The organism is Buchnera aphidicola (Kurisakia onigurumii) (assembly GCF_039394605.1).
Taxonomy (GTDB): Bacteria; Pseudomonadota; Gammaproteobacteria; order Enterobacterales; family Enterobacteriaceae; genus Buchnera_I; species Buchnera_I aphidicola_B.
Genome location: NZ_CP135033.1, coordinates 14,993 through 39,851, shown reverse-complemented (window position 1 = coordinate 39,851; position 24,859 = coordinate 14,993). Strand labels below are relative to the sequence as shown.

Here is a 24,859-nt window from a genome sequence, read left to right as displayed (position 1 = left end):
ATACTTATTATATAGATGAGGAAACTATGGTTTACTCTTATACAGAAAAAAAAAGAATACGTAAAGATTTTGGAAAAAGAGTACAAGTATTAGAAATTCCTTACCTACTTTCCATTCAACTTGATTCTTATAAAAAATTTATTATAAAAGATGATAAAGATGTAAGTGGTTTAGAATCATCTTTTAAATCTATATTTCCAATCAAAAGTTATAGTGAAAATGCTGAATTACAATATGTTAACTACAGGTTAGGGACAACAATATTTGAAGTACAAGAATGTCAAATACGAGGAATGACTTATTCAGCTCCTTTACGTGTTACATTAAGATTAATTATTTATGAACGAGAAAATTCTGAATTAATTGTTAAGGATATTAAAGAGCAAGAAGTGTATATGGGTGAAATTCCATTAATGACTAAAAATGGAACATTTATTATTAATGGAACTGAAAGAGTTGTAGTATCACAGTTACATAGAAGTCCGGGAGTTTTTTTTGATAGTGATAAAGGAAAAACACATTCTTCTGGAAAGATATTATATAATGCACGTGTTATTCCTTATAGAGGTTCTTGGTTAGATTTTGAGTTTGATCCCAAAGATCATGTATTTGTACGAATTGATCGAAGAAGAAAACTACCAGTTACAGTAATATTGAGAGCTTTAAATTATAATAATGAAGAAATATTAAACATTTTTTTTGAAAAAACAATATTTAATATTTTTAATAATGAATTTGAAATGGATTTTATTCCTGATAGATTTAAGGGTGAAACAGCATTATTCGATATTAAATCAAATAATATAATATATATAAAAAAAGGATCACGTATTACTAATAAAAATATTCAAAAAATTAAATTACATAAAATAAAAAAAATTATTGTTCCAATTGAATTTTTAATTAATAAAGTTGTATCAAAAAATTATTTCGATCCTAATACAAACAAATTAATAGTATCTTCTAATACAGCATTATCAATTGAATCAATACAAAAAATTATATCATGCGGATTTTCTAGTATTGAAACTATATTTACTAATACAATAGATCAAGGTTCTTATATATCAGAAACTTTAAAAATAGATTCTACTATTGATAAAACAACAGCTTTGATAGAAATTTATAGAATGATGAGACCTGGAGAACCTCCTACAAAAGAAGCATCAGAAAATCTTTTTGAAAATTTATTTTTTCATGAAGAAAGATATGATTTATCACCTGTTGGTAGAATGAAATTTAATCGATCATTAAATCAATATAATTGTGGTAATACAGGAGTTTTACATAAAAAAGATATTATCAATGTTATTAAAAAATTAATTGATATACGTAATGGAAAAGGAGATGTAGATGATATAGATCATTTAGGTAATAGAAGAGTTAGGTCAGTAGGAGAAATGACTGAAAATCAGTTTAGAATAGGATTGATTCGTGTAGAACGAGCAGTAAAAGAACGATTATCTATTGGAGATATTGATAGCTTAATACCTCAAGATGTTATCAATGCTAAACCGATATCCGCATCTATTAAAGAGTTTTTTAATTCTAGTCAATTATCTCAATTTATGGATCAAAATAATCCTTTATCAGAGATTACACATAAACGTCGTATTTCTGCTTTAGGAGTTGGAGGTTTAACCAGAGAAAGAGCTGGTTTTGAAGTTCGAGATGTACATCCAACACATTATGGAAGAGTATGTCCTATAGAAACTCCTGAAGGACCAAATATTGGATTAATCAATTCATTATCTGTTTATGCGCGAACTAATAAATTTGGATTTTTGGAAACTCCATATCGTAAAGTAAAGAATGGAATAGTGACTAAAGAGATAAATTATCTTTCTGCTATAGAAGAAGGTAGTTATATTATAGCTCAAGCTAATACTAATTTATCTCATGAAGGATTTTTATTAGATGAATTAATTACCTGCAGACATAAAGGAGAATCAGGTTTATTTGGAAAATATAAAGTTAATTATATGGATGTATCAACACAGCAAATAGTATCCGTTGGGGCTTCTCTTATTCCTTTTCTTGAGCATGATGATGCAAATAGAGCTTTAATGGGTGCAAATATGCAAAGACAAGCTGTTCCTACATTAAAAACTGAAAAACCATTGGTTGGAACAGGAATGGAACGTTCTGTAGCAATTGATTCTGGTGTTACGGTAATTGCACAAAGAAGTGGAATAATTCAATTTGTAGATGCTTCTAGAATAGTTATTAAAGTTCATGAAACAGAAACTAGTTCTGGAGAATCTGGAATTGATATTTATAACTTAACTAAATATACTAGATCAAATCAAAATACTTGTATTAATCAAAATCCATGCGTTATTTTAAATGACGAAGTAAATAAAGGTGATGTAATAGCGGATGGACCAGCGACTGATTTAGGAGAATTAGCTTTAGGTCAAAATATGCGAGTAGCTTTTATGCCTTGGAATGGATACAATTTCGAAGATTCAATACTTATTTCTGAAAAAGTAGTTCAAGAAGATAGATTTACTACTATACATATACAAGAATTATCATGTATTTCTCGTGATACAAAATTAGGATCCGAAGAAATTACTTCTGATATACCTAATATAGGAGAATCTGCTTTATCTAAATTGGATGAATCAGGCATTGTGTATATTGGAGCTGAAGTTTCTGGAGGTGATATATTAATAGGAAAAGTAACTCCTAAAGGAGAAACTCAATTAACACCTGAAGAAAAACTTTTAAGAGCTATTTTTGGTGAAAAAGCTTCTGATGTCAAAGATTCTTCATTACGAGTTCCAAATGGAGTTTCTGGAACTGTTATTGATGTTCAAATATTTACAAGAGATGGTATTAAAAAAGATAAAAGAGCATTAGAAATTGAAAAAATGCAACTGAAAAAAATAAAAAAAGATTTAACAGAAGAATTAAAAATATTTGAATTAAGTCTTTTTTATAGAATGAAAGAAATATTATTATCTGAAAATATTTCTATAGAAAAAATTAATAATATTTCTTGTGATAAATGGGTTAATATAAAAATAAAAAATAAAATTAAAATCAAAAAAATTAAACAATTAAATCATCAGTATAATATTTTAAAAAAAAATTTTAAAAAAAAAATAGAAATACAAAAAAAGAAAATTACTCAAGGTGATGATCTTGCTCCAGGAGTTTTAAAGATCGTAAAAGTGTATCTTGCAGTCAAACGTTATGTTCAACCAGGAGATAAAATGGCTGGAAGGCATGGTAATAAAGGAGTAGTATCAAAAATTAATCCAGTAGAAGATATGCCTTATGATAATCAAGGAAATCCTGTTGATATTGTTTTAAATCCTTTAGGAGTTCCTTCACGGATGAATATCGGTCAAATATTAGAAACACATTTAGGTATGGCTGCAAAAGGAATTGGAGAAAAAATACAAAAATTATTAAAAAATGTTAATAAAATACATGATATTCGATCTTTTATAGAAAAAGCTTACAATATTGGAAATAATATATGTCAGAAAGTAGATATTTCAAAATTTTCAGATACAGAAATTATACAATTAGCTGAAAATTTAAAGAGCGGAATGCCAATATCTACACCAGTATTTGATGGAGCTCAAGAAAGTGAAATTAAAGATTTTTTAAAATTAACCGGTTTACCTACTTCTGGACAAATTGATTTATTTGATGGAAGAACAGGAGAAAAATTTGAAAGACCTGTTACTGTAGGATATATGTATATGCTTAAATTAAATCATTTAGTAGATGATAAAATGCATGCTAGATCTACAGGTTCATATAGTTTAATTACGCAACAACCTTTAGGAGGGAAAGCTCAATTTGGAGGACAGAGATTTGGAGAAATGGAAGTATGGGCATTAGAAGCTTATGGAGCTTCTTATACATTACAAGAAATGTTAACTGTCAAATCAGATGATGTTAGTGGAAGAACAAAGATGTATAAAAATATTGTAGATGGTAATTATCATATGGAACCTGGAATGCCTGAATCATTTAATGTTTTATTAAAAGAGATACGATCTCTTGCAATAAATATTGAATTAGAAAACGAATAAAATAAGTTTAAATTATATTATTATAAATAAAAACTTAATTGAATAGATTAAAGTATTTCACTTCTAAGAGAGCTCAATTTGTGAAAGAACTACTAAAGTTTTTAAAAACACAAAATAAAAATGAAGAATTTGATTCTATAAAAATAGCCTTAGCCTCACCTGATACAATTAGATCTTGGTCATTTGGAGAAGTAAAAAAGCCTGAAACTATTAATTATCGTACTTTTAAACCGGAACGAGATGGTTTATTTTGTGCTCGTATTTTTGGACCAATTAAGGATTATGAATGTTTATGTGGTAAATACAAAAGATTAAAACATAGAGGTGTGATTTGTGAAAAATGTGGAGTTGAAGTAACTCAAAGTAAAGTTCGTAGAGATCGAATGGGACATATTGAATTATCTGCTCCAATAGCACATATATGGTTTTTAAAGTCGTTACCTTCTAGAATTGGATTATTATTAGATATACCTTTAAGAGACATTGAACGAGTTTTATATTTTGAATCATATGTTGTAATTAAAGAAGGTGTAACTAATTTAAAAAAAAATCAAATTCTTACAGAAGATCAATATTTAGAAGCAGTAGAAGAGTTTGGAGATGAATTTACTGCCAAAATGGGAGCAGAAGCAATTCAGTTATTGTTAAAAAATATTAAAATTACTAAAGAATGTGATCAATTACGAAATGAATTAAGTAGTAGTAATTCTGAAACTAAAAGAAAAAAAATTACTAAACGTATTAAATTGATTGAATCTTTTTCTTATTCAAATAACAAACCAGAATGGATGATTTTAACTGTACTTCCTGTTTTACCTCCAGATTTACGACCATTAGTACCTTTAGATGGTGGTAGATTTGCAACTTCTGATTTAAATGATTTATATAGAAGAGTAATCAACAGAAATAATAGATTACGTCGTTTATTAGATTTATCTGCTCCTGATATTATTATTCGTAACGAAAAAAGAATGTTACAAGAAGCAGTAGATGCATTATTAGATAATGGAAGAAGAGGAAGAGCTATTACAGGATCCAATAAAAGACCTTTAAAATCTTTAGCGGATATGATTAAAGGAAAACAAGGTCGTTTTAGACAAAATTTATTAGGAAAACGAGTTGATTATTCTGGAAGATCTGTAATTACTGTAGGTCCTTATTTGCGTTTAAATCAATGTGGATTACCTAAAAAAATGGCATTAGAATTATTTAAACCATTTATTTATGGAAAGTTAGAATTAAGAAATTTAGCTAGTACCATTAAAGCAGCTAAAAAAATGGTTGAAAGAGAAGAATCAGTTGTATGGGATGTATTAGATGAAGTCATTAAAGAACATCCTGTTTTACTAAATAGAGCTCCTACATTACATAGATTAGGAATACAAGCTTTTGAACCTATTTTAATTGAAGGTAAAGCTATACAATTACATCCATTAGTATGTGCTGCATATAATGCAGATTTTGATGGAGATCAAATGGCTGTACATGTTCCTTTAACTTCAGAAGCACAATTAGAAGCAAGAGCATTGATGATGTCTACTAATAATATTCTTTCTCCTGCGAATGGAGATCCTATTATTGTACCTTCTCAAGATGTTGTACTAGGACTATATTTTATGACACGTAAAAAAATAAATGCAAAAGGAGAAGGCATGATCTTATGTAGTCCTCAAGAAGCAGAACGTGTTTATAATTTAAATATAGCTGAAATACATGCTGTAGTAAAAGTAAAAATTACAGAATATTCTAAACAAGAAGATAATACATTTAAAGAAAATATTAATATTATTGTGACTACAATAGGAAGAGCGATATTATGGAAAATTGTTCCTCGTGGTTTACCATTTTCTATGGTGAATAAAGTATTAGGAAAAAAATCAATTTCTATAATGTTAAATACTTGTTATCGTATATTAGGATTACAAGATACGGTGACATTTGCTGATCAAATTATGTATACAGGTTTTGATTATGCTGCTCGATCAGGTACTTCAGTTGGTATTGATGATATGGTCATACCGGTTGAGAAAAATAAAATCATTACTAATGCTGAAAATGAAGTGTCTGAAATTCAAGATCAATTTCAATCTGGTTTGGTTACTTCTGGAGAAAGATATAATAAAGTTATTGATATATGGGTTACTGCTAATGAGAAAGTTGCAAGAGCTATGATGAATAATTTATCTACGGAATATTTTATTAATGCAAATGGATCAAAAGAAATTCAAAAATCTTTTAATAGTATTTTTATGATGGCTGATTCTGGAGCAAGAGGATCCGCTGCTCAAATTAGACAACTTGCGGGAATGCGAGGTTTAATGGCAAAACCAGATGGATCTATTATTGAAACACCTATTATTGCTAATTTTCGAGAAGGTTTAAATGTATTGCAATATTTTATTTCTACTCATGGAGCACGAAAAGGATTAGCAGATACTGCATTAAAAACAGCTAATTCCGGTTATTTGACAAGACGTTTAGTTGATGTGGCACAAGATTTAGTTATTACAGAAGATGATTGTAAAACGAGAGAAGGTATAATCATGACTCCTGTTATAGAAGGAGGTGAAGTAAAAGAACCTTTAAGAGACCGAGTTTTAGGTCGTGTTACAGCAGAAGATGTTCAATTTATAAAAAATAATATATGTAAAGTATTAATTAAAAGAAATACAATATTAAATGAACTTTTATGTGATGTTTTAGAAAAACACTCTATTGATAGTATTAAAGTACGATCAGTAGTAAATTGTGAAACAAATTTTGGAGTATGCGCACAGTGTTATGGAAGAGATTTAGCAAGAGGTAATTTAGTAAAAAAAGGAGAAGCAGTAGGTGTAATTGCAGCTCAATCTATAGGAGAGCCAGGAACACAACTTACTATGCGTACGTTTCATATCGGAGGTGCTGCTTCAAGAATGGCTACGGAATCTAATATTCAAGTAAAAACAACAGGAAAAATAAAATTAAAAAATGCTAAATTTGTCATTAATTTAGAAGGAAAAGTTGTCATAACATCTAGAAATGTTGAATTACAAATGATTGATACTCTTGGTCGTGTAAAAGAAAGTTATAAAGTTCCTTATGGTGCTATTATAGAAAAAAAGGATGGAAAAATAGCAAAATCGGGTGATGTAGTTGCAAAGTGGGATCCACATACTATGCCTGTAATAACAGAAGTTAATGGATTAGTTAAATTTTTAGATATGATAGAAGGACAAAGTATTATTCGACAAACAGATGAACTTACAGGATTAACTTCTACTATAGTACTAGATACTTCTGAAAGAACTGCTTCTGGAAAAGATTTAAGACCAGCTTTAAAAATAATTAATCAAAACGGAAAAGATGTTCTTATTCCAGGAACTGATATGCCTGCACAATATTTTTTACCAGGTAAATCAATAATACAAATTAATGATTCTGTTATGATTAATGCAGGAGATACACTTGCTAGAATTCCACAGGAATCTGGAGGTACTAAAGATATAACAGGTGGATTACCTCGAGTAGCAGATATTTTTGAAGCAAGAAAATCAAAAGAATTAGCTATATTATCTGAAATTAGTGGAATTGTTTCTTTTGGAAAAGAAACAAAAGGAAAAAGAAGATTAATTATTACCCCTATAAAAGGTAATAAAAAAACACCTTACGAAGAAATGATCCCTAAATGGAGACAATTAAATGTATTTGAAGGAGAAACAGTTGAAAAAGGTGATGTAATATCTGATGGTCCAGAATCTTCACATGATATATTGAGATTAAGAGGTGTAGAATCTGTAACAAGATATATTGTTAATGAAGTACAAGATGTATATCGATTACAAGGAGTAAAAATTAACGATAAGCATATAGAAGTTATTATTAGACAAATGTTAAGAAAAGCAACTATTGTTTTTCCTGGAGATTCAGATTTTTTAAATGGAGAACAAGTAGAATATTCAAAAATTAGAATATCAAATAAAAATATTTTAAGCAAAAAAAAGAAACCAATTACTTTTACTCGTGATTTATTAGGAATTACAAAAGCTTCGTTAGCAACAGAATCTTTTATATCAGCTGCTTCTTTTCAAGAAACTACTAGAGTTTTAACAGAATCTGCTGTAGCAGGAAAAAAAGATGAATTACGTGGTTTAAAGGAAAACGTTATTGTAGGAAGACTAATTCCTGCAGGTACTGGATATTCTTATCATAAAGAACGTTTATTAAATCGAAAATCTAAATTGAATAAAAAAATTGTAAAAAATAATATCAATAATTCCAATTTATCTTCTGTAGAAGAAGCATCTGCTAATTTATCAGAAATGCTAAATTCTGATTTAAATTAAATATATTTTTTAATCAAATCATTAAAATTATCTTGAAAACTTATTAAACTGTATGTTTTCAAGATTTAATCACAAAATTTATTTAAAAATTATATAATATATTATTATTTTATTTTTAAATGAAATTAATATATTTTAAAAATATGAAAAACCAAATAGAAAGAAAAAACGTTTTAATTAGTGTATATAATAAAAAAAATATTTTTTATTTATCAAAAGAATTAATAAAAAGAAATTTTAAAATTTTTGCTACAACAGGAACTTTTAAATTTTTAAAAAAAAAAAATATTCAAGTATATAAATTATCAGATTATACACAGTTTCCAGAAATATTAAAAGGTCGTGTAAAAACAGTACATCCAAAAATATTTGGAGGTATATTAAAAAATAATACAAGTGATATTAAAGAAATAGAAGAACATAAAATTATTTTATTTGATTTAGTTATTTCTAATTTTTACCCATTTGAAAAAATAATTGAAAAAAATACAAATAATGTTATTGATATTATGGAATATATAGATATTGGAGGTCCGGCAATAGTTAGAGCAGCAGGAAAAAATTATGCTAATGTACTAGTGGTTGTTGAAATAAAAGATTATGAATTTTTAATTCAATTGATACAAAAATATATGTGTATACAAAATAAAAATATTCCAGAAAAAATACGTTTAAATTTTGCAATTAAAGCATTTAAATATACTCAGTTATATGATAAATCTATTCATAATTATTTGTTAAATAGAATATTAGTAAAAAAAAAAAAAATTAGTGATTTACCTGAAGAAATTAATCTTATTATGTATAAAAAAAAAGATCTCAGGTATGGGGAAAATCCACATCAACAATCTTCTTTATATATAGAATCAAAAAATATATTAAAAAATACAATATTAAATACTCAAATTCTTCAAGGAAAGAGTTTATCTTATAATAATATACTTGATTGTGATGTTGCTTTAGATTGTATAGAAAACTTTGTTTGTCCTACTTGTATTATTTTAAAACATGGAAATCCTTGTGCTGTAGCTACAAATAAATGTATTTTACAAGCATATAAAAATGCATTTTTAAGTGATCCTATTTCATCTTTTGGTGGAGTAATTATTATCAATGAAAAATTGAATTCAGAAACTGCGCAATTTATGATAAATAATCAGTTTTTAGAAGTGCTTTTAGTTCCTGATATTGATGAAGAATCTATAAAAATATTATATACTAAACCTAATATTAGAGTATTAAAATATAATAAAGAGAAAAATAAAAAAAATATTGAAAAATATTCTATTCGAAATGTTCGTGGTGGTTTTTTGATTCAAAATAATAATTATTCTATACAGAAAAATAAATTATGGAAAGTAGTAACTAATCGAAAACCAACAAAGCATGAATTACAAGATGCAATATTTGCATTTAAAATTTCTATGTTTGTAAAATCTAATGCTATAGTATATGCAAAAAATAATCAAACAATTGCAATCGGAGCTGGACAAATGAGCAGAATAGATTCTGTTTTAATTGCAAATATGAAAGCTAAAAATAATAATATTTCTACTAATAATGCAATCATGGCTTCAGATGCGTTTTTTCCATTTAAAGATGTCGTAGATTCAGTTGCTGAAAAAGGAATTTCTTGTATTATCCAACCTGGAGGATCTATACAAGATGATAAAAGTATTGAATCGGCGAATAAAAATAATATAGCGATGATTTTTACTAATTTTCGTTGTTTTAAACATTAAAAATTTTTTAAAGTATAATTAAATATTAATTTAATATAAATTAAAGATGCTATTTATTTATTTCTTAAATAAATAACATCTTGTATATAAATTTTTTATTTATTTTTTAAAAGATCTTTTCTTACTTTTTTTGCAGTTTCGACCATATTTTGTAATGCGTTTTCAGTTTCAATCCAATTTCTTGTTTTTAAACCACAATCCGGATTTACCCATAAACGTTCTATTGGAAAATATTGTATAAATTTATTTAATAATTTTTTCATATTTTCAATACTTGGTATATTGGGAGAATGTATATTATATATTCCAAGTCCTATTTCATTAGGATAATTGAATTTTTTTAATAAACTTAATAATTTCGTACTGGATCTAGATGTTTCTATAGTTATTACATCTACGTCTAAGTTAATTATATCTTGTATGATATCTTGAAATTCGCAATAGCACATATGAGTGTGAATTTGAGTACTATTTTTAACTCCATAACAACTCAATTTAAAAGATTCAACTGCCCATTTTAAATATTTTTTTTGTTCTTTTTTTCTTAAAGGTAGACCTTCTCGAAGAGCAGGCTCATCAATTTGAATAATATTAATTCCAGAATTTTCTAATTCTAATACTTCATCTTGTAATGCTAAAGCTATTTGTTTGGTTATTAATTTTTTTGACAAATCTTCTCTAGGAAATGACCAGCATAATATTGTAACAGGACCAGTTAACATTCCTTTTACCGGTTTTTTTGTTAATGATTGTGCATATTTTATTAGTTCTATCGTAATTGGTTTATCACGATAAATATCCCCAATAATTATTGGTGGTTTTACGCATCTTGATCCATAACTTTGCACCCATCCATTAGAAGTAAAAGCAAATCCATTTAAATGTTGTCCAAAATATTCTACCATATCATTTCTTTCAGGTTCTCCATGTACTAATACATCTAAAGATAATGATTCTTGTCTTTGAATATTTTCAAATATAATTTTTTTAATTTTTTGTATATATTTTTCTTTATCTAATTTTTTATTTATAAAATCAGATCTTAATTTTCGTATTTCTTTTGTTTGTGGAAAAGAACCAATAGTTGTAGTTGGTAGAATAGGAAGTTGTAATTTTTCTTTTTGTTCTACAATTCTTTTTTTATACATCTTATTTCTATTTGGTATTAAATTTTCAATTTCTAGTATTCTTTTTTTTACTGTTGTATTATGTACTTTATTTGATTTTGATCTAGAAAATATAGGTTCACTCCATATTTGTAAATCATTTATATCATCTTGTAGTAATGCTTTTTTTAATAAATAAAGTTCAGTACATTTTTGTATAGCAAAAGAAAACCAACTTTTTATTTCTTGATCTAATTCTTTTTCACAATTTAAATCTATTGGAGAATGTAATAATGAACATGATGATCCTAAAAATATTTTTTTTCTATTTTTTATAAGTTTTTTTATTTTATAAAACCAATATACTAAATCTGTTTTCCATATATTTCTACCATTAATAATACCTAAAGATAATAACCAATTATTTGGAATTGATTCATTTATTTGTATTAAGTCGTGATTATTAGAAGATAATATATCTAAATGTATTCCATCAATAGATAAATCACGAATAATTTCCATATTATGTTCTACGCTTCCGAAATATGTAGTTAACAGTATTTTTATATTTTTTTTATTATTATATAAAAATTTATATGAATAAATAAATGCATCTAGCCAATCGGTTGGAAGATCTAAAGATAAAATTGGTTCATCAATTTGAACCCATTCAATATTTCTTTTATTTAATTTTTTTATAATTTTTTTATATACATTTAAAATATTATTTAATAAATCTAATTTATTTACTTTATTATCTTTTTCTTTTCCTAACCATAAATAGCTTAATGGACCTAACAATACAGGTTTAATGTTATGTCCATATGATAATGCTTCATCTATTTCTTCGATTAATTGATTCCAAGAATATTGAAATACAGTATTAATAGTAAATTCGGGAACAATATAATGATAATTAGTATTAAACCATTTTTTCATTTCAGAAGCAGGAGCAGAATTTCCTGTTTCAGAAATACCTCTAGACATGAAAAATAAAGTGTCCAATCCAATTTTATTATTAAAACTACGATGTCTATCAGGTATGTTTCCTAACATCATAGAAGTAGTTAGTACATGATCATACCAAGCAAAATCTCCTACTGGTAGTAAATCAATTCCTAGTTTTTTTTGTTGCTCCCAATTTTTCTTTCTTATTTTTTTTCCTATATTCATTAATTCTTGTTGAGATATTTTTTTATTCCAATACTTTTCTTGTGCTGTTTTTAGTTCTCGGTTTATTCCTATTCTAGGAAATCCAAGTATATGATTGATAATGTTCACAAATATATACTCCTAAAGATATATTTTAATTTAAATACTATAATTTTTTTAGGTCCATATATGATTATAGTATTATAAAAAATAAAAAATAAAAAAATTAATTAATTGTATAAAGGAAGTTTATGATAGAAATTAAACATTCAAAACTTCATAATTTTTTATGATATAAGATCAATAAAAAAAACAGATATATTTTTGCATAAAACGTAATAATATTTATATTGTCAAATTAATAAAATTAAAAAAAATATGTTTCATTTTATTTATAAAACGAGTAATTTTGTAAAATTTATATTATAAAATCAAATGATTTTAGAATTATCTAAAAGATTATCATCTGATATAAAAAATATTATTCAGAATTTTAATTACGTTAAAAATGAAAAAATTAATATTATGAGTCGATATCATAATTGTATTTAATAATTAATTCTAACATTTAATATTTTTCATACAAAATAGGATATTTTTTTTATTCGTTTAGATATAAATATCAATTTTTATCTTCTATTTTAAATTAATAACAAAAAAAAAGAGATTTAGTATTTACTTTCGGTATTATTTTAAGCAGTAATTTGTTTTTTATTTTTATTTTTTTATTTTTAAATAAAATTAACTTGATTTTATAAATATAAATTTAATATAAAAAAATAAATATATTATTCTTGAATATTTTGATTCAGAAATATTCATAGTATATTCAGTATATAAAAAATTGAATATATGAAATTTTTTTAAAAAAAATAAAATAAATACAAAATTTAAGAATGTATTAAATTATTTATTGATTATACCAATGATAAAATATAATCTATGTATTTATTATTTACTTATTTTGGTTAATAAATATTTTTGAAAAATAAGGTAGTAGTATTACTTAGCGAATAGGATTAGGTTTATGAAAAATATTATATTCTGCTATTCGCTATGAATCAAAAATTTTTTACTATTTATAAATTCATTAATTATATGAAATAAAATAATTGTAAAAAAATTAAAAAATTATAAAAATAAATATTTTTATAAAAAATATTTCATAAATATATATTTTTTAATATAAAAAAATTTTATAGAAAATATCGTTTAATACATACAGCAACACCATTGTTTTTATTGCTTTCGATGATTTCTATATTAGGTAATTTTTTTTTTAAAATTGGATCCGCATTTTTCATGATAAAACTTTTTCCTGATATTGATAGCATACTTTTATCATTCATACCATCTCCAAAGGACATGAATTTTTCAAGAGGAATATATAAACATTTTTTTGAAATAAATTCTAATGCGGTTCCTTTCGTGACTAATTTTTCAGTTATTTCTAAACAATAATTACTAGAAAAAAATGATTCTATTTGAGAATGTAATTCTTGATGAATTTGTTTTTCTAATTTTTTTAATTTATTTTTATTATTGGATGTAAAAAATACTTTATTCACTGGTTTATTTTTAAAAAAAATAGGTTTATATCCTATTCTTTTCATTGAAAAAGATGCTTGTAATTTTGGATTATGAACAAAATAATTTTGTACATACCATTTATTATTATAATATATTTGTGTAGTAATTTCTTTTTCTAAATACGCAATTTTACATAATCTATAAGTTGTTTTTTCATTGATATAGCAGTTAAATATTTTATTTTTTTCTTTATTATATATTTCTGAACCATTACAAGAAATAATAAAACCTGAAACTCCTATTTCATTTAGTACTTTTTTTGCATCAATATAATTTCTACCAGTAGCTATAATGAGGTGAATATTTTTTTCCATTACAACTTTTTTTAATATTTTTTTAGTATATTCATTAATATGATAATTGGTATCTAACAAGGTTCCATCTAAATCGCATACAATTACTTGATACATGTATAAATATCTCTTTTGTGTATAATAAATAGTTATATAAAAAATTATGATTATAAAATTTAACTTTCAATTGCTATTTTTAATTTTTTCATTGCATTTTTTTCTAATTGTCTAACACGTTCTGCAGAAATTCCATAATTGTTTGCAATTTTTTGTAAAGTAATTTTTTTATTTTTATTTAACCAACGGGAATGAATAATATCACGACTTCTTTTATCTAGTATTAATAAAGCATTATTTAATTTATTAGTATTATGTATATCCCAGTTATCTTCTTCTAAATTTCTTGCAAAATTTGAATTATAGTCATTTAAATGTGAAAAATTTATATTTATTTGTTTATTATCATAATATTTTTCTTCAGGGTTTGGATTAAATGCAATATCTTGAGCAGACATTCTCGATTCCATTTCTCTAACATCTTTTGTACTAACACCTAATTCTTTAGCAACGCTTTTTATTTCATTTTCGCTAAACCATCCAATTCTTTTTTTATTTTTTCGTAAATTAAAAAATAATTTTCTTTGAGATTTAGTAGTTGCAACTTTTACAATTCTCCAATTTCGTAATACATATTCGTGTATTTCTGATTTTATCCAATGAATAGCAAAAGAAACTAATCGTACACCTACTTCAGGGTTGAATTTTTTAACAGCTTTCATTAAACCTATATTTCCTTCTTGTATTAAATCAGCTTGTAATAATCCGTATCCTGAATAATTTTTGGATATATGAATAACAAAACGTAAATGAGATAGTATTAAAGTTTTTGCTGCTTTTAAATCACTTTTATAATATAAGAGATGGGTGAGTGATTTTTCTTCTTTTAAAGATAGCATGGGCCATGAATAAGCTGATCGAATATATGCATCTAAGTTATCTAAAGACTTACAGGATAATTTTTGCATTTTTTTAATCATTTTGATCTCTTATAAAAAAATTATTTTTTAAAAAAAAATTTTTACTTTTTTTATAATACTTTAACAAAAAATATAAATCAAAGAATATATTTTTATGTTTTTGATAAAAATATTTTTTATTAATTATATTTTTGGTATTTATATTTTTAAATTTTATAAACATTTTTATTAATCTGTAAATAAAGAATCAATAAATTTATTAGGTTTAAATATTTCTATGTCTTCTTCATTTTCTCCTATACTAATATAGCGAATGGGAATAGAATATTGATTAGAAATAGAAAATACTACTCCTCCTTTTGCCGTTCCATCTAATTTTGTAATCATTAAACCAGTAACTTCTACGTATTTTTTAAAGGAATAAACTTGTTCTAAAACGTTTTGACCACTTGTAGCATCTATAACCAACATAATTTCATGAGGAGCTTGAATATCTATTTTTTTTGTAACACGAATTATTTTTTTTAACTCTTCCATTAAGTTTTTTTTATTATGTAAACGACCAGCTGTGTCTGCAATTACTATATCAATATTTTTTGATTGAGCTGATTTAAAAGCATCAAATATTACTGAAGCAGAATCTGATTTATTTTTGTGAGAAATAATAGGAATATTATTTTTTTGTGCAATAATAGATAATTGTTTTATTGCTGCAGCTCTAAAAGTGTCTCCAGCTGCTAGAATTACACTCTTATTTTTTTTTTTGATATAATAATTAGATAATTTTCCTATAGATGTTGTTTTTCCTGAACCATTAACTCCAATTACTAAAATTAAAAATGGTTTTTTAGAGTTATATTCTAAAGGAATAGAAACATTTTTGATAATATTAAATAAAATTTTTTTAAGAATAATATAAAGCTCTTTTTTTTCTGAAATATTATTTTTTTGTGAATATTTTTTAAGATTTTCTATAATTTTTACAGTAGTATTAATTCCTATATCAGATAATAATAATTCTTCTTCTAATTTTTTGAAAAAAATATTTAAATCTATATTTTTTTTTTTAAAAAATAAATTTATTATTTTATCATTTATTTTATTTCGAGTATTTTTTAATTTGGATTTTAGATTATTAAATAATCCAGTATTCGTTTTATTATTATTTTTAATATTTATATTTTTAATTACATCACTGTTTTTTATGATCTTTGTTTTATTTTTTATATTTTTTTTTTTCTTAAAATTTAAAAAATCAAAAAAACTTTTTTTTTTTGACATTTTTTCTCCTATTAAATTATAAAAATTTTTATTTTATTAAAAAAAATTGTAAAAAATATTTTTAATATTGTAATATTATATTATGTAATAATTTTTTTAATTAATATATGTATTATACATATAAAATAAAAAATTATAATACAATAAAAAATTATATAAAATATGAGAAAAAAATTACAAAAAAAAATATATCTTCGTATTATTAGCGGAAAATTTGGTTCTAGAAAAATACATGCTTTTTATAATAAAGATATGAGACCTACTACTTCTATAATTCGTGAAACATTATTTAATTGGTTAGATCCACATATAATTGGATCAAATTGTTTGGATTGTTTTTCTGGAAGTGGAATATTGGGAATAGAAGCAATATCACGAAATGCATCATCAGTTGTATCTTTAGAAAATAAAAAAAAAAATTTTTTATCTATAAAAAGTAATTTAAAAAAATTATCAATTCAAAATTTAAAAATAATTTATACAAATACATTACATTGGTTACAAAAAAATAATTTTAAATACGATATAATTTTTATTGATCCACCTTTTCATCTAAATTTAATTAATCAAACAATATTTTTTTTATATACAAAAAAGTACACGAAAAAAAATACATTAATATATATAGAATATTCATATAAAAATTCAACTATAAAAATCCCAGAAACATGGATTTTATATAAAAAAAAAAAATCTGGTACTACAATATATAGTTTGTATATAAATAAAAATTAAAACATTTTATCAATACATATTTTACAGGAATATTAAATTGTCATCAATTAATAAATTTAAACCTTTTTATCAGATTACTTTAGATGTTTTTTCTAATAATTATAAAAAAATAATAAAATATTCTAAAAATAAAATTATAGAAATAAAGGATCAAAAAAAAACTATTATGTATATTTTAACTCCTCAGCAAATGAAATCTTTATCTTTAATAAATAATAATAAAAAAAAAGATAATATTATTTTTACAAAAAAAATATTTCAGAATTTAAACAAAATAGAACAATTAGAATATAATAAAATTAATTTACATGGAAAATTTCAAATTCATGAAAAATGGATGCCTGATAAAGATTTTTTAAAAAAATCTGCAATTTGGGGTATCAATTTAAAAAATTTTCCTACGCAAGGAGAAATTGCATCTTTTATATCTTATTGGAAAGCAGAAGGTCGTTTTTTTTATCATATTCAATGGCAACAAAAATTAGCGCATAGTATTAAAAAAAGTAGATCAATTTTATATAGTGTCAATAAATACAAAAGAGACATCAATGAAGTTGCTACTCCAGATCAAAAAATACCAGATGGATTTAGAGATAAATAATGAAAAATCAAAAAAATTTTTTAAAAAGATTACAGAGATTAATACCAAATAATGTTCAACCGAAATTCAATACAGAATCAGATTTATTAGCATGGAATCAAGAAGAAGGTCGTATATCTTCCGAATCAATATTAAGAGAAAATCAAGCTATGAAAATGCAAAGAATTTTAGGTCGTTCAGGAATACGAGAATTATATATTAATTGTTCTTTTGATAATTATAAAATAGAACATCAAGGTCATCAAAGAGTGTTATCTGCTGCTAAACGATATGCTGAAGAATTTAATGGAAATATAGCAAGTTTTATTTTTTCAGGAAGACCTGGTACAGGAAAAAATCATTTAGCTTCAGCTATTGGAAATTATTTAATTATAAATGGAAAAACTGTTTTAATTGTTACAGTAGCAGATTTAATGTCACATATGAAAGGTACTTTTAATGGTACTAGTAATGTTACTGAAGAGAATCTATTGCATGATTTTAGTTCTGTTGATTTATTAATGATTGATGAAATTGGAATGCAGACAGAATCAAGATATGAAAAAGTTATTATTAACCAAATAGTAGATCGAAGATCTTCTTCTAAAAGATCTACTGGAATGTTATCAAATTTAGATCATAAAGGAATGAAATCTCTATTAGGAGAAAGGGTTATTGATAGGATGAGATTAGGAAATAGTTTGTGGTTGACTTTTGAATGGGATAGTTATAGAAAGAATGTTAAAGGAAATGAATATTAATTTCATTAAAAATATTTTTTTCAATATTAATTTTTAATGAAAATAGAATTTGTGTTTATTTTTTTTAAAAAAAAGTTTATTTTAATCAGATTTTTTTGTAATTCTAGATATATATTCTTCTGATCTTGTATCTACTTTAATTATATCTCCAATTTCAATAAATAATGGTATTTTTACTTTAACTCCAGTTTCTAATTCAGCTAATTTATTTCCTGAATTAATTGAATTACCTTTTATATTATAAACGAAATTAATAACTTTTAAATTTACAAAATTATTTTTATGTATAGAAATTATTTTGTTTTTCCAAATATGTGCTGTGTAAGTATTTTGTTTTATTATCCATTTATTTAGGTTTCCAATAATTATTTTATTTACTGAAAAATGTTCAAAATTTTTTTTATCCATAAAAAACCATGTATCTTTATTTCTATATAAATAAATTAATTTAGTAGTATTTATATCTGCGCTTTCAAATGAGTCAGTGGATTTAAATGTTTTATCAATTAATTTTCCTGAAAAAATGTTTCGTAGTTTTGTTCTAACAAACGATTGTCCTTTTCCTGGTTTTACAAATACACTATTTTCTATAATATAAGGAATATTTGAAAAAACAATTTTTATTCCTTTTTTAAAACTATTACTATAATATAGTACCATATTTTTTATTTTTTTATTTTATTTTTTTTTTTTTTGAAATTAATTATTTTTGTATATAAATTTTAGTATTTATTTTTATTATTTTATTAGTACCTCCAGATTTTTACTATCTGAAGGTAAAATATTAATATAAATGTTCAATTTAAAAATTTTTTATATATTTTAAAAAAAAATTTTTTTTTAATATATTTTTTAAAAACTAAATTATATTTTTTAAAATTAAATTACATCATTCCACCCATACCACCCATTCCACTTCCAGGAGGTACTCCTATATCTGATTTTTCTTCTTTAGGTAAATCTGTAACCATACATTCAGTAGTAATCATTAATCCTGCAACTGAAGCAGCATATTGTAGAGCAGATCTAGTTACTTTAGTTGGGTCTAATATACCAAAATTAATCATATCTCCGTATTGATCAGTAGCTGCATTGTAACCATAATTGTTTTTTCCATCTTTAACATTATTTGTTACAACTGAAGGTTCTTCTCCTGAGTTGGATACTATTTGACGTAAAGGAGCTTCCATTGCACGTACAGCTACTCGTATTCCAACATTTTGGTCTTCGTTTTCTCCACTAATTTTAGATACTTTTTCTGCAACACGAACTAAAGCAACACCACCTCCAGGAACAACACCTTCTTCTACTGCTGCTCTTGTAGCATGAAGCGCATCTTCTACTCTAGCTTTTTTCTCTTTCATTTCTACTTCAGTTGCTGCTCCAACTTTTAATACCGCTACTCCACCAGAAAGTTTAGCTAATCTTTCATTTAATTTTTCTTTATCATAATCTGAAGTAGCTTCTTGAATTTGTTGTCTTATTTGAGATATACGAACTTGTATATTTTTCTTTTTTCCAATTCCACCAATAATAGTAGTTGTATCTTTAGTTATTACAACTCTTTTAGATTGACCTAAATCTTCTAAAGTGGTTTTTTCTAAGTCCATTGCTAATTCTTCAGATATAACATTACCTTCTGTTAAAACAGCTATATCTTGTAACATGGATTTTCTTCTATCACCAAAACCAGGTGCTTTTACAGCAGAAACTTTTACTATTCCTCTCATGGAATTAACAACAAGAGTCGCTAAAGCTTCTCCTTCTAAATCTTCTGATATAATTAAAAGAGGTTTTCCGGATTTTGCTACGGATTCTAAAATTGGTAATAGTTCTCGAACATTAGAAATTTTTTTATCAGCCATTAAAATATAAGGATTTTCTAATTCAACTAATCCAGTTTCTGGTTTGTTGATAAAATATGGAGATAAATAACCTCGATCAAACTGCATACCTTTTACTACTTCTAATTCATTTTGTAAACCAGTTCCTTCTTCTACAGTGATAACTCCATCGTTACCTACTTTTTCCATTGCTTCTGCTATTAAAGATCCTACTTTTTCATCTGCATTTGCAGATATAGTTCCTACTTGAGTAATTGCTTTTGAATCAGAACAAGGCACTGACAGTTTTTTTAATTCTTCTACTGCATGAATTACTGCTTTATCAATTCCTCTTTTTAAATCCATAGGATTCATTCCAGCAGCAACAGCTTTTAAACCTTCATTTACTATTGCTTGGGCTAATAAAGTTGCTGTAGTTGTTCCATCTCCAGCAGCATCATTTGCTTTTGATGCAACTTCCTTAACCATTTGTGCTCCCATGTTTTCAAACTTATCTTCTAGTTCAATTTCTCGAGCAACAGATACACCATCTTTTGTAATACTTGGTGCTCCAAAAGATTTATCTAAAACAACGTTTCTACCTTTTGGTCCTAGTGTGACTTTTACAGCATCTGCTAATATGTTGACACCACGAAGCATTTTTATTCTTGCTTCATTTCCGAATTTTACATCTTTAGCTGCCATATATTTTTCCTTTTCAAAATGTAAGTTTTAGTAAATAAAAAGAATTGAATATTATTCTTCTACAATTGCTAAAATATCACTTTCCGTTAAAATTAATACTTCTTCATTATCAATTTTTTCAGTTTTAGCTCCATAACTTTCATTAAATATTACTGTATCGCCTACTTTAACATCTAATGGTTTTATACTTCCATTATCTAAAATTCGCCCATTTCCTACAGCGATAATTGTTCCTCTATTGGATTTTCCGGCTGCCGATCCTGTTAAAACTATACCTCCAGCGGATTTAGATTCAATTTCGTTACGTTTAATGATAATTCGATCGTGTAATGGACGAATATTCATTTTTTAAATCTCCTTGTAATCATCTGTTTTAAAAAATTTTAACTATTTTATAAAACTTATTTTGTATTGGTTATACATATTTATATATGGATTATTTATGAAAGTTTCAAGGGTTATTTTTTTTTATAATTATAAAAAAAATTAAATAAATAAAAAATTGACGTATTAATATAATTAATATATATTTAAATAAACAGCCCGAATAGCTCAGTCGGTAGAGCAGGGGACTGAAAATCCCCGTGTCGGTGGTTCGATTCCGCCTTCGGGCAATTTTTTTTTAAATTAAAAAATAAAAAAATTTTATAAAAATATTTATTTATACAGTAAATTTTTTTTGATAAACAAAAATATTTATTTACCAATACAAAATTTAGAAAATATTTTATTTAAAACTGTTTCAGAAGATTGATTACCTTGTATTTCTTCTAAAAATATATTTATAGTTCTTAAACTTTCAGCAAATAATTCAGAATTTTTATTTTTTTTCCAATTTTTTACTCCTTGAAAAAATTCATAATATATTTTTTTAAATATATTTAAATGTCTTCTTCGAGATAAAAATATTTTTTCATTTGTTTGCTTGAAACTATATTTTTTTACAATATGTGATTTTAGTATATCAATTCCTAAACCGTTTTTTGCTGATAGTATAATAAAATAATTTTTATTAATTATTTTAATAGTTGGTTTAGTAGAAATTAAATCAGATTTATTGAGTATTACTGTATAAGGTTTATTATTTTTTATTTTTTTAATTAAATTAAGATAAAATTTATTATTTTTATAATATTTTTGAATGTCAATAACAATCAATAAATGGTCTGATTTTTTTATTTCTTTATGTGTTAGTTTAATTCCAATTTTTTCTATTCTATTTTCTACATTGTTTCTAATTCCAGCTGTATCACTAATAATAAATGGAATATTATTTATATTAATATGATGCTCTAAGATATCCCTGGTAGTTCCTGGTATTTCTGTAACGATTGCAATTTTTTTTAATGCTAATTGATTTAATAAAGTTGATTTTCCTGAATTCGGAGGTCCGATAATAGATATATTTATTCCTTTTTTTAATATTTTTCCTTGATATTCTGTGTATTTAATTTTTTGTAGAATATCAAAAATATTTTTTATTTTTTTTTCAAGATTATTTATATCTAAATTTAAATAATTTTCTTCCGAAAAATTTAAATCCATTTCTAGCATAGCTTGTAATTCATATATATTTTTTTTTACATTTAAAATGTATTTTTTTAAAAAACCGGACATTAATTTTAAGGAAGACTGTGCTTCTAATTCTGATTCAGAATTTATTAAATCTGCAATTCCTTCTGCTTGTGATAAATCAATTTTTTTATTTAAAAAAGATCTTTTTGTAAATTCTCCTGGTTGAGCAATTCGAACATTTGGTATTAATAATATTCGTTTAATTAATAAATCCATTAAAAAAAAATTTCCATGTCCTTGTAATTCTAAAACGTCTTCTCCAGTAAAAGAAAAAGGTTTTGGATACCATATTGCTATTCCTTTATCTAATATAGATTGATCAAAATTTAAAAAATTTAAATAAACTGCTTTTCTAGGTTTTGGAATTGTTCCTAAAACTGTTTGAGCAATATTTTTACTTTTTTTACCAGATATCCTTAATATCCCTATACCGGATTTACCTTCTGGAGTTGCTGGTGCTATAATAGTATCTTCAAAATTCATATTTATAGTATCTTTAAAATTTATAGAATTTTTACTGAATATTATAAAATATAAGTAAAAAATTTATTTATTGAATTTATAAAAAAATAATTTTTGTTGCAATATCGTTAAAATATTACTGACGGTATAGTATAAAACTAATCCTGCAGGAAACCAAAGAAAAAAAATTATAAAAATAAAAGGAAAAAATTTCATTATTTTTTCTTGGGTAGAATTATTTGTTTGATTTTGAGAAAAATTTGTATTTTGGCTAAAATACATGCTAATTCCCATTAAGATAGGTAGTATAAAATATGGATCTTGACTAGATAAATCTTGAATCCAAAATATAAATGGAGCATGTCTTAATTCTACCGAACCCATTAACATATAATATAAAGATAAAAAAATAGGCATTTGAATTAAAACTGGAAAAATACTGCTTAAAGGATTAATATTTTCTCTTTTATATAAATTAATTATTTCTTGAGTCATTTTTTTTTTATCAGAGGAATATTTTTCTTTTATATTATTAATTTTTGGGTTTAAAGATTTTATTTTTTGCATAGAAATATATTGTAATCTATTAAAAGGATGCATAAAAATTTTTGTTATTACAGTAATACCTATTATTGCAATACCCCAATTTCCAAATATATAATATAAAAATTTTAATAATTTAAATAAAGGTTGAGATAAAAACCATAACCATCCATAGTCGACTGTTAAATCTAAATATGGAGAAATGGAAGCCATTTTTTCTTGTATTTCTGGACCTACCCATAAAATTGAATTAATATTGGTTTTGCTGTTGGGTTTTATTTTAATTAGATCAGATTTATATCCTATTAAGGTAGTATTATTTTTACATGAATGAGTATAAATAGTATTGTTTCCATTATTTTTTGGTATCCAAGCTGAAACAAAATATTTTTGTATCATAGCTACCCATCCAGATTTTGTAGTAATATTTAAATCTTTTTCTTTTTTTATTTTATCGAATGTATATTTTTTATACTTATTATTATGACTAGAAAAAGCACTACCTCTTAACGTTCGAAAAGAAGAATCACTATTTTTAATATTTTTTTTTTGTTGTTTAATATTTATTGTTTGAACTAATTGTCCTAACATAGATACTTTTATTGTTTTTTTTGAATTATTAAAAATAGAAAATTCTACTTGTATTGAATATTCTTTTTTTTTAAATATAAATGTTTTAGTATATATAGAACCATCTTTAGATATTATGGTCATAGGAACACGTAATTCTTTTTCTTTACTATTTGTAAAATCAAAAAAATTTTTTTGTGTTGAATATATAGGTCTTTTGTTATTTTTAAAATTATCTATTCCATTAGGACCAATTAAACCACTTTGTGCTTGGTAAACAAAATTTTTATTTGTATCCAAAAGTTTAATTGGTAATTTTGTTTTCAAATTTTTGTTAAACTTAAGTAATTTTGCTTGTTTAATGTCACCTCCTTTTTTACTAATAATTACTTTTAAAACATCTGTTTTTACTATAATGTTAGAATCGTTATTTTTATTTTTATGAATGCTTGATGTTATATTTTGTTTTTTATGTAAAAAATTCTCATTACTTCCTAAACTTTGTTTTAAAAAAGAAAAAAAAAATAATGTTGTTCCAAAAATAGAAAAAATAAAAAAATTACGTAATAAATCCATTATTTATA

15 protein-coding genes and 1 tRNA gene are annotated in these 24,859 nt (G+C 24.2%); 7 read left to right on the top strand and 9 right to left on the bottom strand.

The window, feature by feature from the left end; genetic code table 11:
* The first annotated feature begins 26 nt into the window (after positions 1 to 26).
* From rpoB to purH, 3 genes are all read left to right on the top strand, one after another.
* Positions 27 to 4,055, top strand: coding sequence for a DNA-directed RNA polymerase subunit beta (rpoB, locus tag RJU59_RS00150; RefSeq protein WP_343155171.1), 4,029 nt, complete (start codon positions 27 to 29; stop codon positions 4,053 to 4,055).
* Between the two features lie 80 nt (positions 4,056 to 4,135).
* Entirely contained in the window at positions 4,136 to 8,380 is a 4,245-nt protein-coding gene (gene rpoC, locus RJU59_RS00145) for a DNA-directed RNA polymerase subunit beta' (protein ID WP_343155170.1), read from the top strand.
* A gap of 143 nt (positions 8,381 to 8,523) precedes the next feature.
* Positions 8,524 to 10,122, top strand: a complete 1,599-nt coding sequence (gene purH, locus RJU59_RS00140; RefSeq protein WP_343155169.1) for a bifunctional phosphoribosylaminoimidazolecarboxamide formyltransferase/IMP cyclohydrolase — start codon at positions 8,524 to 8,526, stop codon at positions 10,120 to 10,122.
* A 95-nt stretch (positions 10,123 to 10,217) separates the two neighbouring features.
* On the opposite strand, the gene metE is transcribed toward purH, so the two are convergent.
* From metE to ftsY, 4 genes are all read right to left on the bottom strand, one after another.
* Positions 10,218 to 12,509 (bottom strand): 5-methyltetrahydropteroyltriglutamate--homocysteine S-methyltransferase, encoded by a 2,292-nt coding sequence (metE, locus tag RJU59_RS00135; RefSeq protein WP_343155168.1) that lies wholly within the window; start codon positions 12,507 to 12,509, stop codon positions 10,218 to 10,220.
* Between the two features lie 1,067 nt (positions 12,510 to 13,576).
* Positions 13,577 to 14,380 carry an HAD family hydrolase gene (locus tag RJU59_RS00130; RefSeq protein ID WP_343128631.1) on the bottom strand — a complete coding sequence of 268 codons (804 nt, stop codon included), beginning with the start codon at positions 14,378 to 14,380 and terminating at the stop codon, positions 13,577 to 13,579.
* Positions 14,381 to 14,439: 59 nt separating this feature from the next.
* Positions 14,440 to 15,300, bottom strand: coding sequence for an RNA polymerase sigma factor RpoH (gene rpoH / locus RJU59_RS00125; RefSeq protein WP_343128630.1), 861 nt, complete (start codon positions 15,298 to 15,300; stop codon positions 14,440 to 14,442).
* A gap of 168 nt (positions 15,301 to 15,468) precedes the next feature.
* Positions 15,469 to 16,521, bottom strand: a complete 1,053-nt coding sequence (gene ftsY / locus RJU59_RS00120; RefSeq protein ID WP_343155167.1) for a signal recognition particle-docking protein FtsY — start codon at positions 16,519 to 16,521, stop codon at positions 15,469 to 15,471.
* A 162-nt stretch (positions 16,522 to 16,683) separates the two neighbouring features.
* Here ftsY and rsmD point away from each other — a divergent pair, with 162 nt between their 5' ends.
* From rsmD to dnaC, 3 genes are read left to right on the top strand one after another with little or no spacing between them, the layout of a single operon-like run.
* Entirely contained in the window at positions 16,684 to 17,256 is a 573-nt protein-coding gene (rsmD, locus tag RJU59_RS00115) for a 16S rRNA (guanine(966)-N(2))-methyltransferase RsmD (protein ID WP_343155166.1), read from the top strand.
* Positions 17,257 to 17,293: 37 nt separating this feature from the next.
* A complete protein-coding gene (locus RJU59_RS00110) occupies positions 17,294 to 17,857 on the top strand; it encodes a DnaT-like ssDNA-binding domain-containing protein (RefSeq protein ID WP_343155165.1) in 564 nt (187 codons plus the stop codon).
* Positions 17,857 to 18,597 (top strand): DNA replication protein DnaC, encoded by a 741-nt coding sequence (dnaC, locus tag RJU59_RS00105; RefSeq protein WP_343128626.1) that lies wholly within the window; start codon positions 17,857 to 17,859, stop codon positions 18,595 to 18,597. The genes RJU59_RS00110 and dnaC overlap by 1 nt, the downstream gene beginning before the upstream one ends.
* Before the next feature lie 81 nt (positions 18,598 to 18,678).
* Here the strand turns inward: dnaC and efp are convergent, their stop codons facing one another.
* The 3 genes from efp to RJU59_RS00090 all read right to left on the bottom strand — a co-directional run bounded on the left by efp (position 18,679) and on the right by RJU59_RS00090 (position 21,470).
* Entirely contained in the window at positions 18,679 to 19,257 is a 579-nt protein-coding gene (gene efp / locus RJU59_RS00100; protein ID WP_343128625.1) for an elongation factor P, read from the bottom strand.
* A 224-nt stretch (positions 19,258 to 19,481) separates the two neighbouring features.
* On the bottom strand, positions 19,482 to 21,125 hold the full coding sequence (groL, locus tag RJU59_RS00095; protein WP_343155164.1) for a chaperonin GroEL: 1,644 nt from the start codon (positions 21,123 to 21,125) through the stop codon (positions 19,482 to 19,484).
* A gap of 51 nt (positions 21,126 to 21,176) precedes the next feature.
* Positions 21,177 to 21,470, bottom strand: coding sequence for a co-chaperone GroES (locus RJU59_RS00090; protein ID WP_343128623.1), 294 nt, complete (start codon positions 21,468 to 21,470; stop codon positions 21,177 to 21,179).
* Between the two features lie 196 nt (positions 21,471 to 21,666).
* Between RJU59_RS00090 and RJU59_RS00085 the strand changes: the two genes are divergently transcribed.
* Positions 21,667 to 21,739, top strand: a tRNA-Phe gene (locus tag RJU59_RS00085).
* A gap of 82 nt (positions 21,740 to 21,821) precedes the next feature.
* Here RJU59_RS00085 and mnmE read toward each other — a convergent pair.
* Both mnmE and yidC read right to left on the bottom strand, forming a co-directional pair.
* Positions 21,822 to 23,183, bottom strand: coding sequence for a tRNA uridine-5-carboxymethylaminomethyl(34) synthesis GTPase MnmE (gene mnmE, locus RJU59_RS00080; protein WP_343155163.1), 1,362 nt, complete (start codon positions 23,181 to 23,183; stop codon positions 21,822 to 21,824).
* A gap of 63 nt (positions 23,184 to 23,246) precedes the next feature.
* On the bottom strand, positions 23,247 to 24,851 hold the full coding sequence (gene yidC, locus RJU59_RS00075) for a membrane protein insertase YidC (protein ID WP_343155162.1): 1,605 nt from the start codon (positions 24,849 to 24,851) through the stop codon (positions 23,247 to 23,249).
* Positions 24,852 to 24,859 lie beyond the last annotated feature (8 nt).

What these genes read in the sequence shown, in the direction of transcription:
- RJU59_RS00130 (WP_343128631.1), bottom strand. Translation starts at nt 14,380, where the DNA reads ATGTATCAAGTAATTGTATGCGATTTAGATGGAACCTTGTTAGATACC.
- groL (WP_343155164.1), bottom strand. Translation starts at nt 21,125, where the DNA reads ATGGCAGCTAAAGATGTAAAATTCGGAAATGAAGCAAGAATAAAAATG.
- rpoH (WP_343128630.1), bottom strand. Translation starts at nt 15,300, where the DNA reads ATGATTAAAAAAATGCAAAAATTATCCTGTAAGTCTTTAGATAACTTA.
- ftsY (WP_343155167.1), bottom strand. Translation starts at nt 16,521, where the DNA reads ATGTCAAAAAAAAAAAGTTTTTTTGATTTTTTAAATTTTAAGAAAAAA.
- efp (WP_343128625.1), bottom strand. Translation starts at nt 19,257, where the DNA reads ATGGTACTATATTATAGTAATAGTTTTAAAAAAGGAATAAAAATTGTT.
- rsmD (WP_343155166.1), top strand. Translation starts at nt 16,684, where the DNA reads ATGAGAAAAAAATTACAAAAAAAAATATATCTTCGTATTATTAGCGGA.
- rpoB (WP_343155171.1), top strand. Translation starts at nt 27, where the DNA reads ATGGTTTACTCTTATACAGAAAAAAAAAGAATACGTAAAGATTTTGGA.
- purH (WP_343155169.1), top strand. Translation starts at nt 8,524, where the DNA reads ATGAAAAACCAAATAGAAAGAAAAAACGTTTTAATTAGTGTATATAAT.
- RJU59_RS00090 (WP_343128623.1), bottom strand. Translation starts at nt 21,470, where the DNA reads ATGAATATTCGTCCATTACACGATCGAATTATCATTAAACGTAACGAA.
- yidC (WP_343155162.1), bottom strand. Translation starts at nt 24,851, where the DNA reads ATGGATTTATTACGTAATTTTTTTATTTTTTCTATTTTTGGAACAACA.
- dnaC (WP_343128626.1), top strand. Translation starts at nt 17,857, where the DNA reads ATGAAAAATCAAAAAAATTTTTTAAAAAGATTACAGAGATTAATACCA.
- mnmE (WP_343155163.1), bottom strand. Translation starts at nt 23,183, where the DNA reads ATGAATTTTGAAGATACTATTATAGCACCAGCAACTCCAGAAGGTAAA.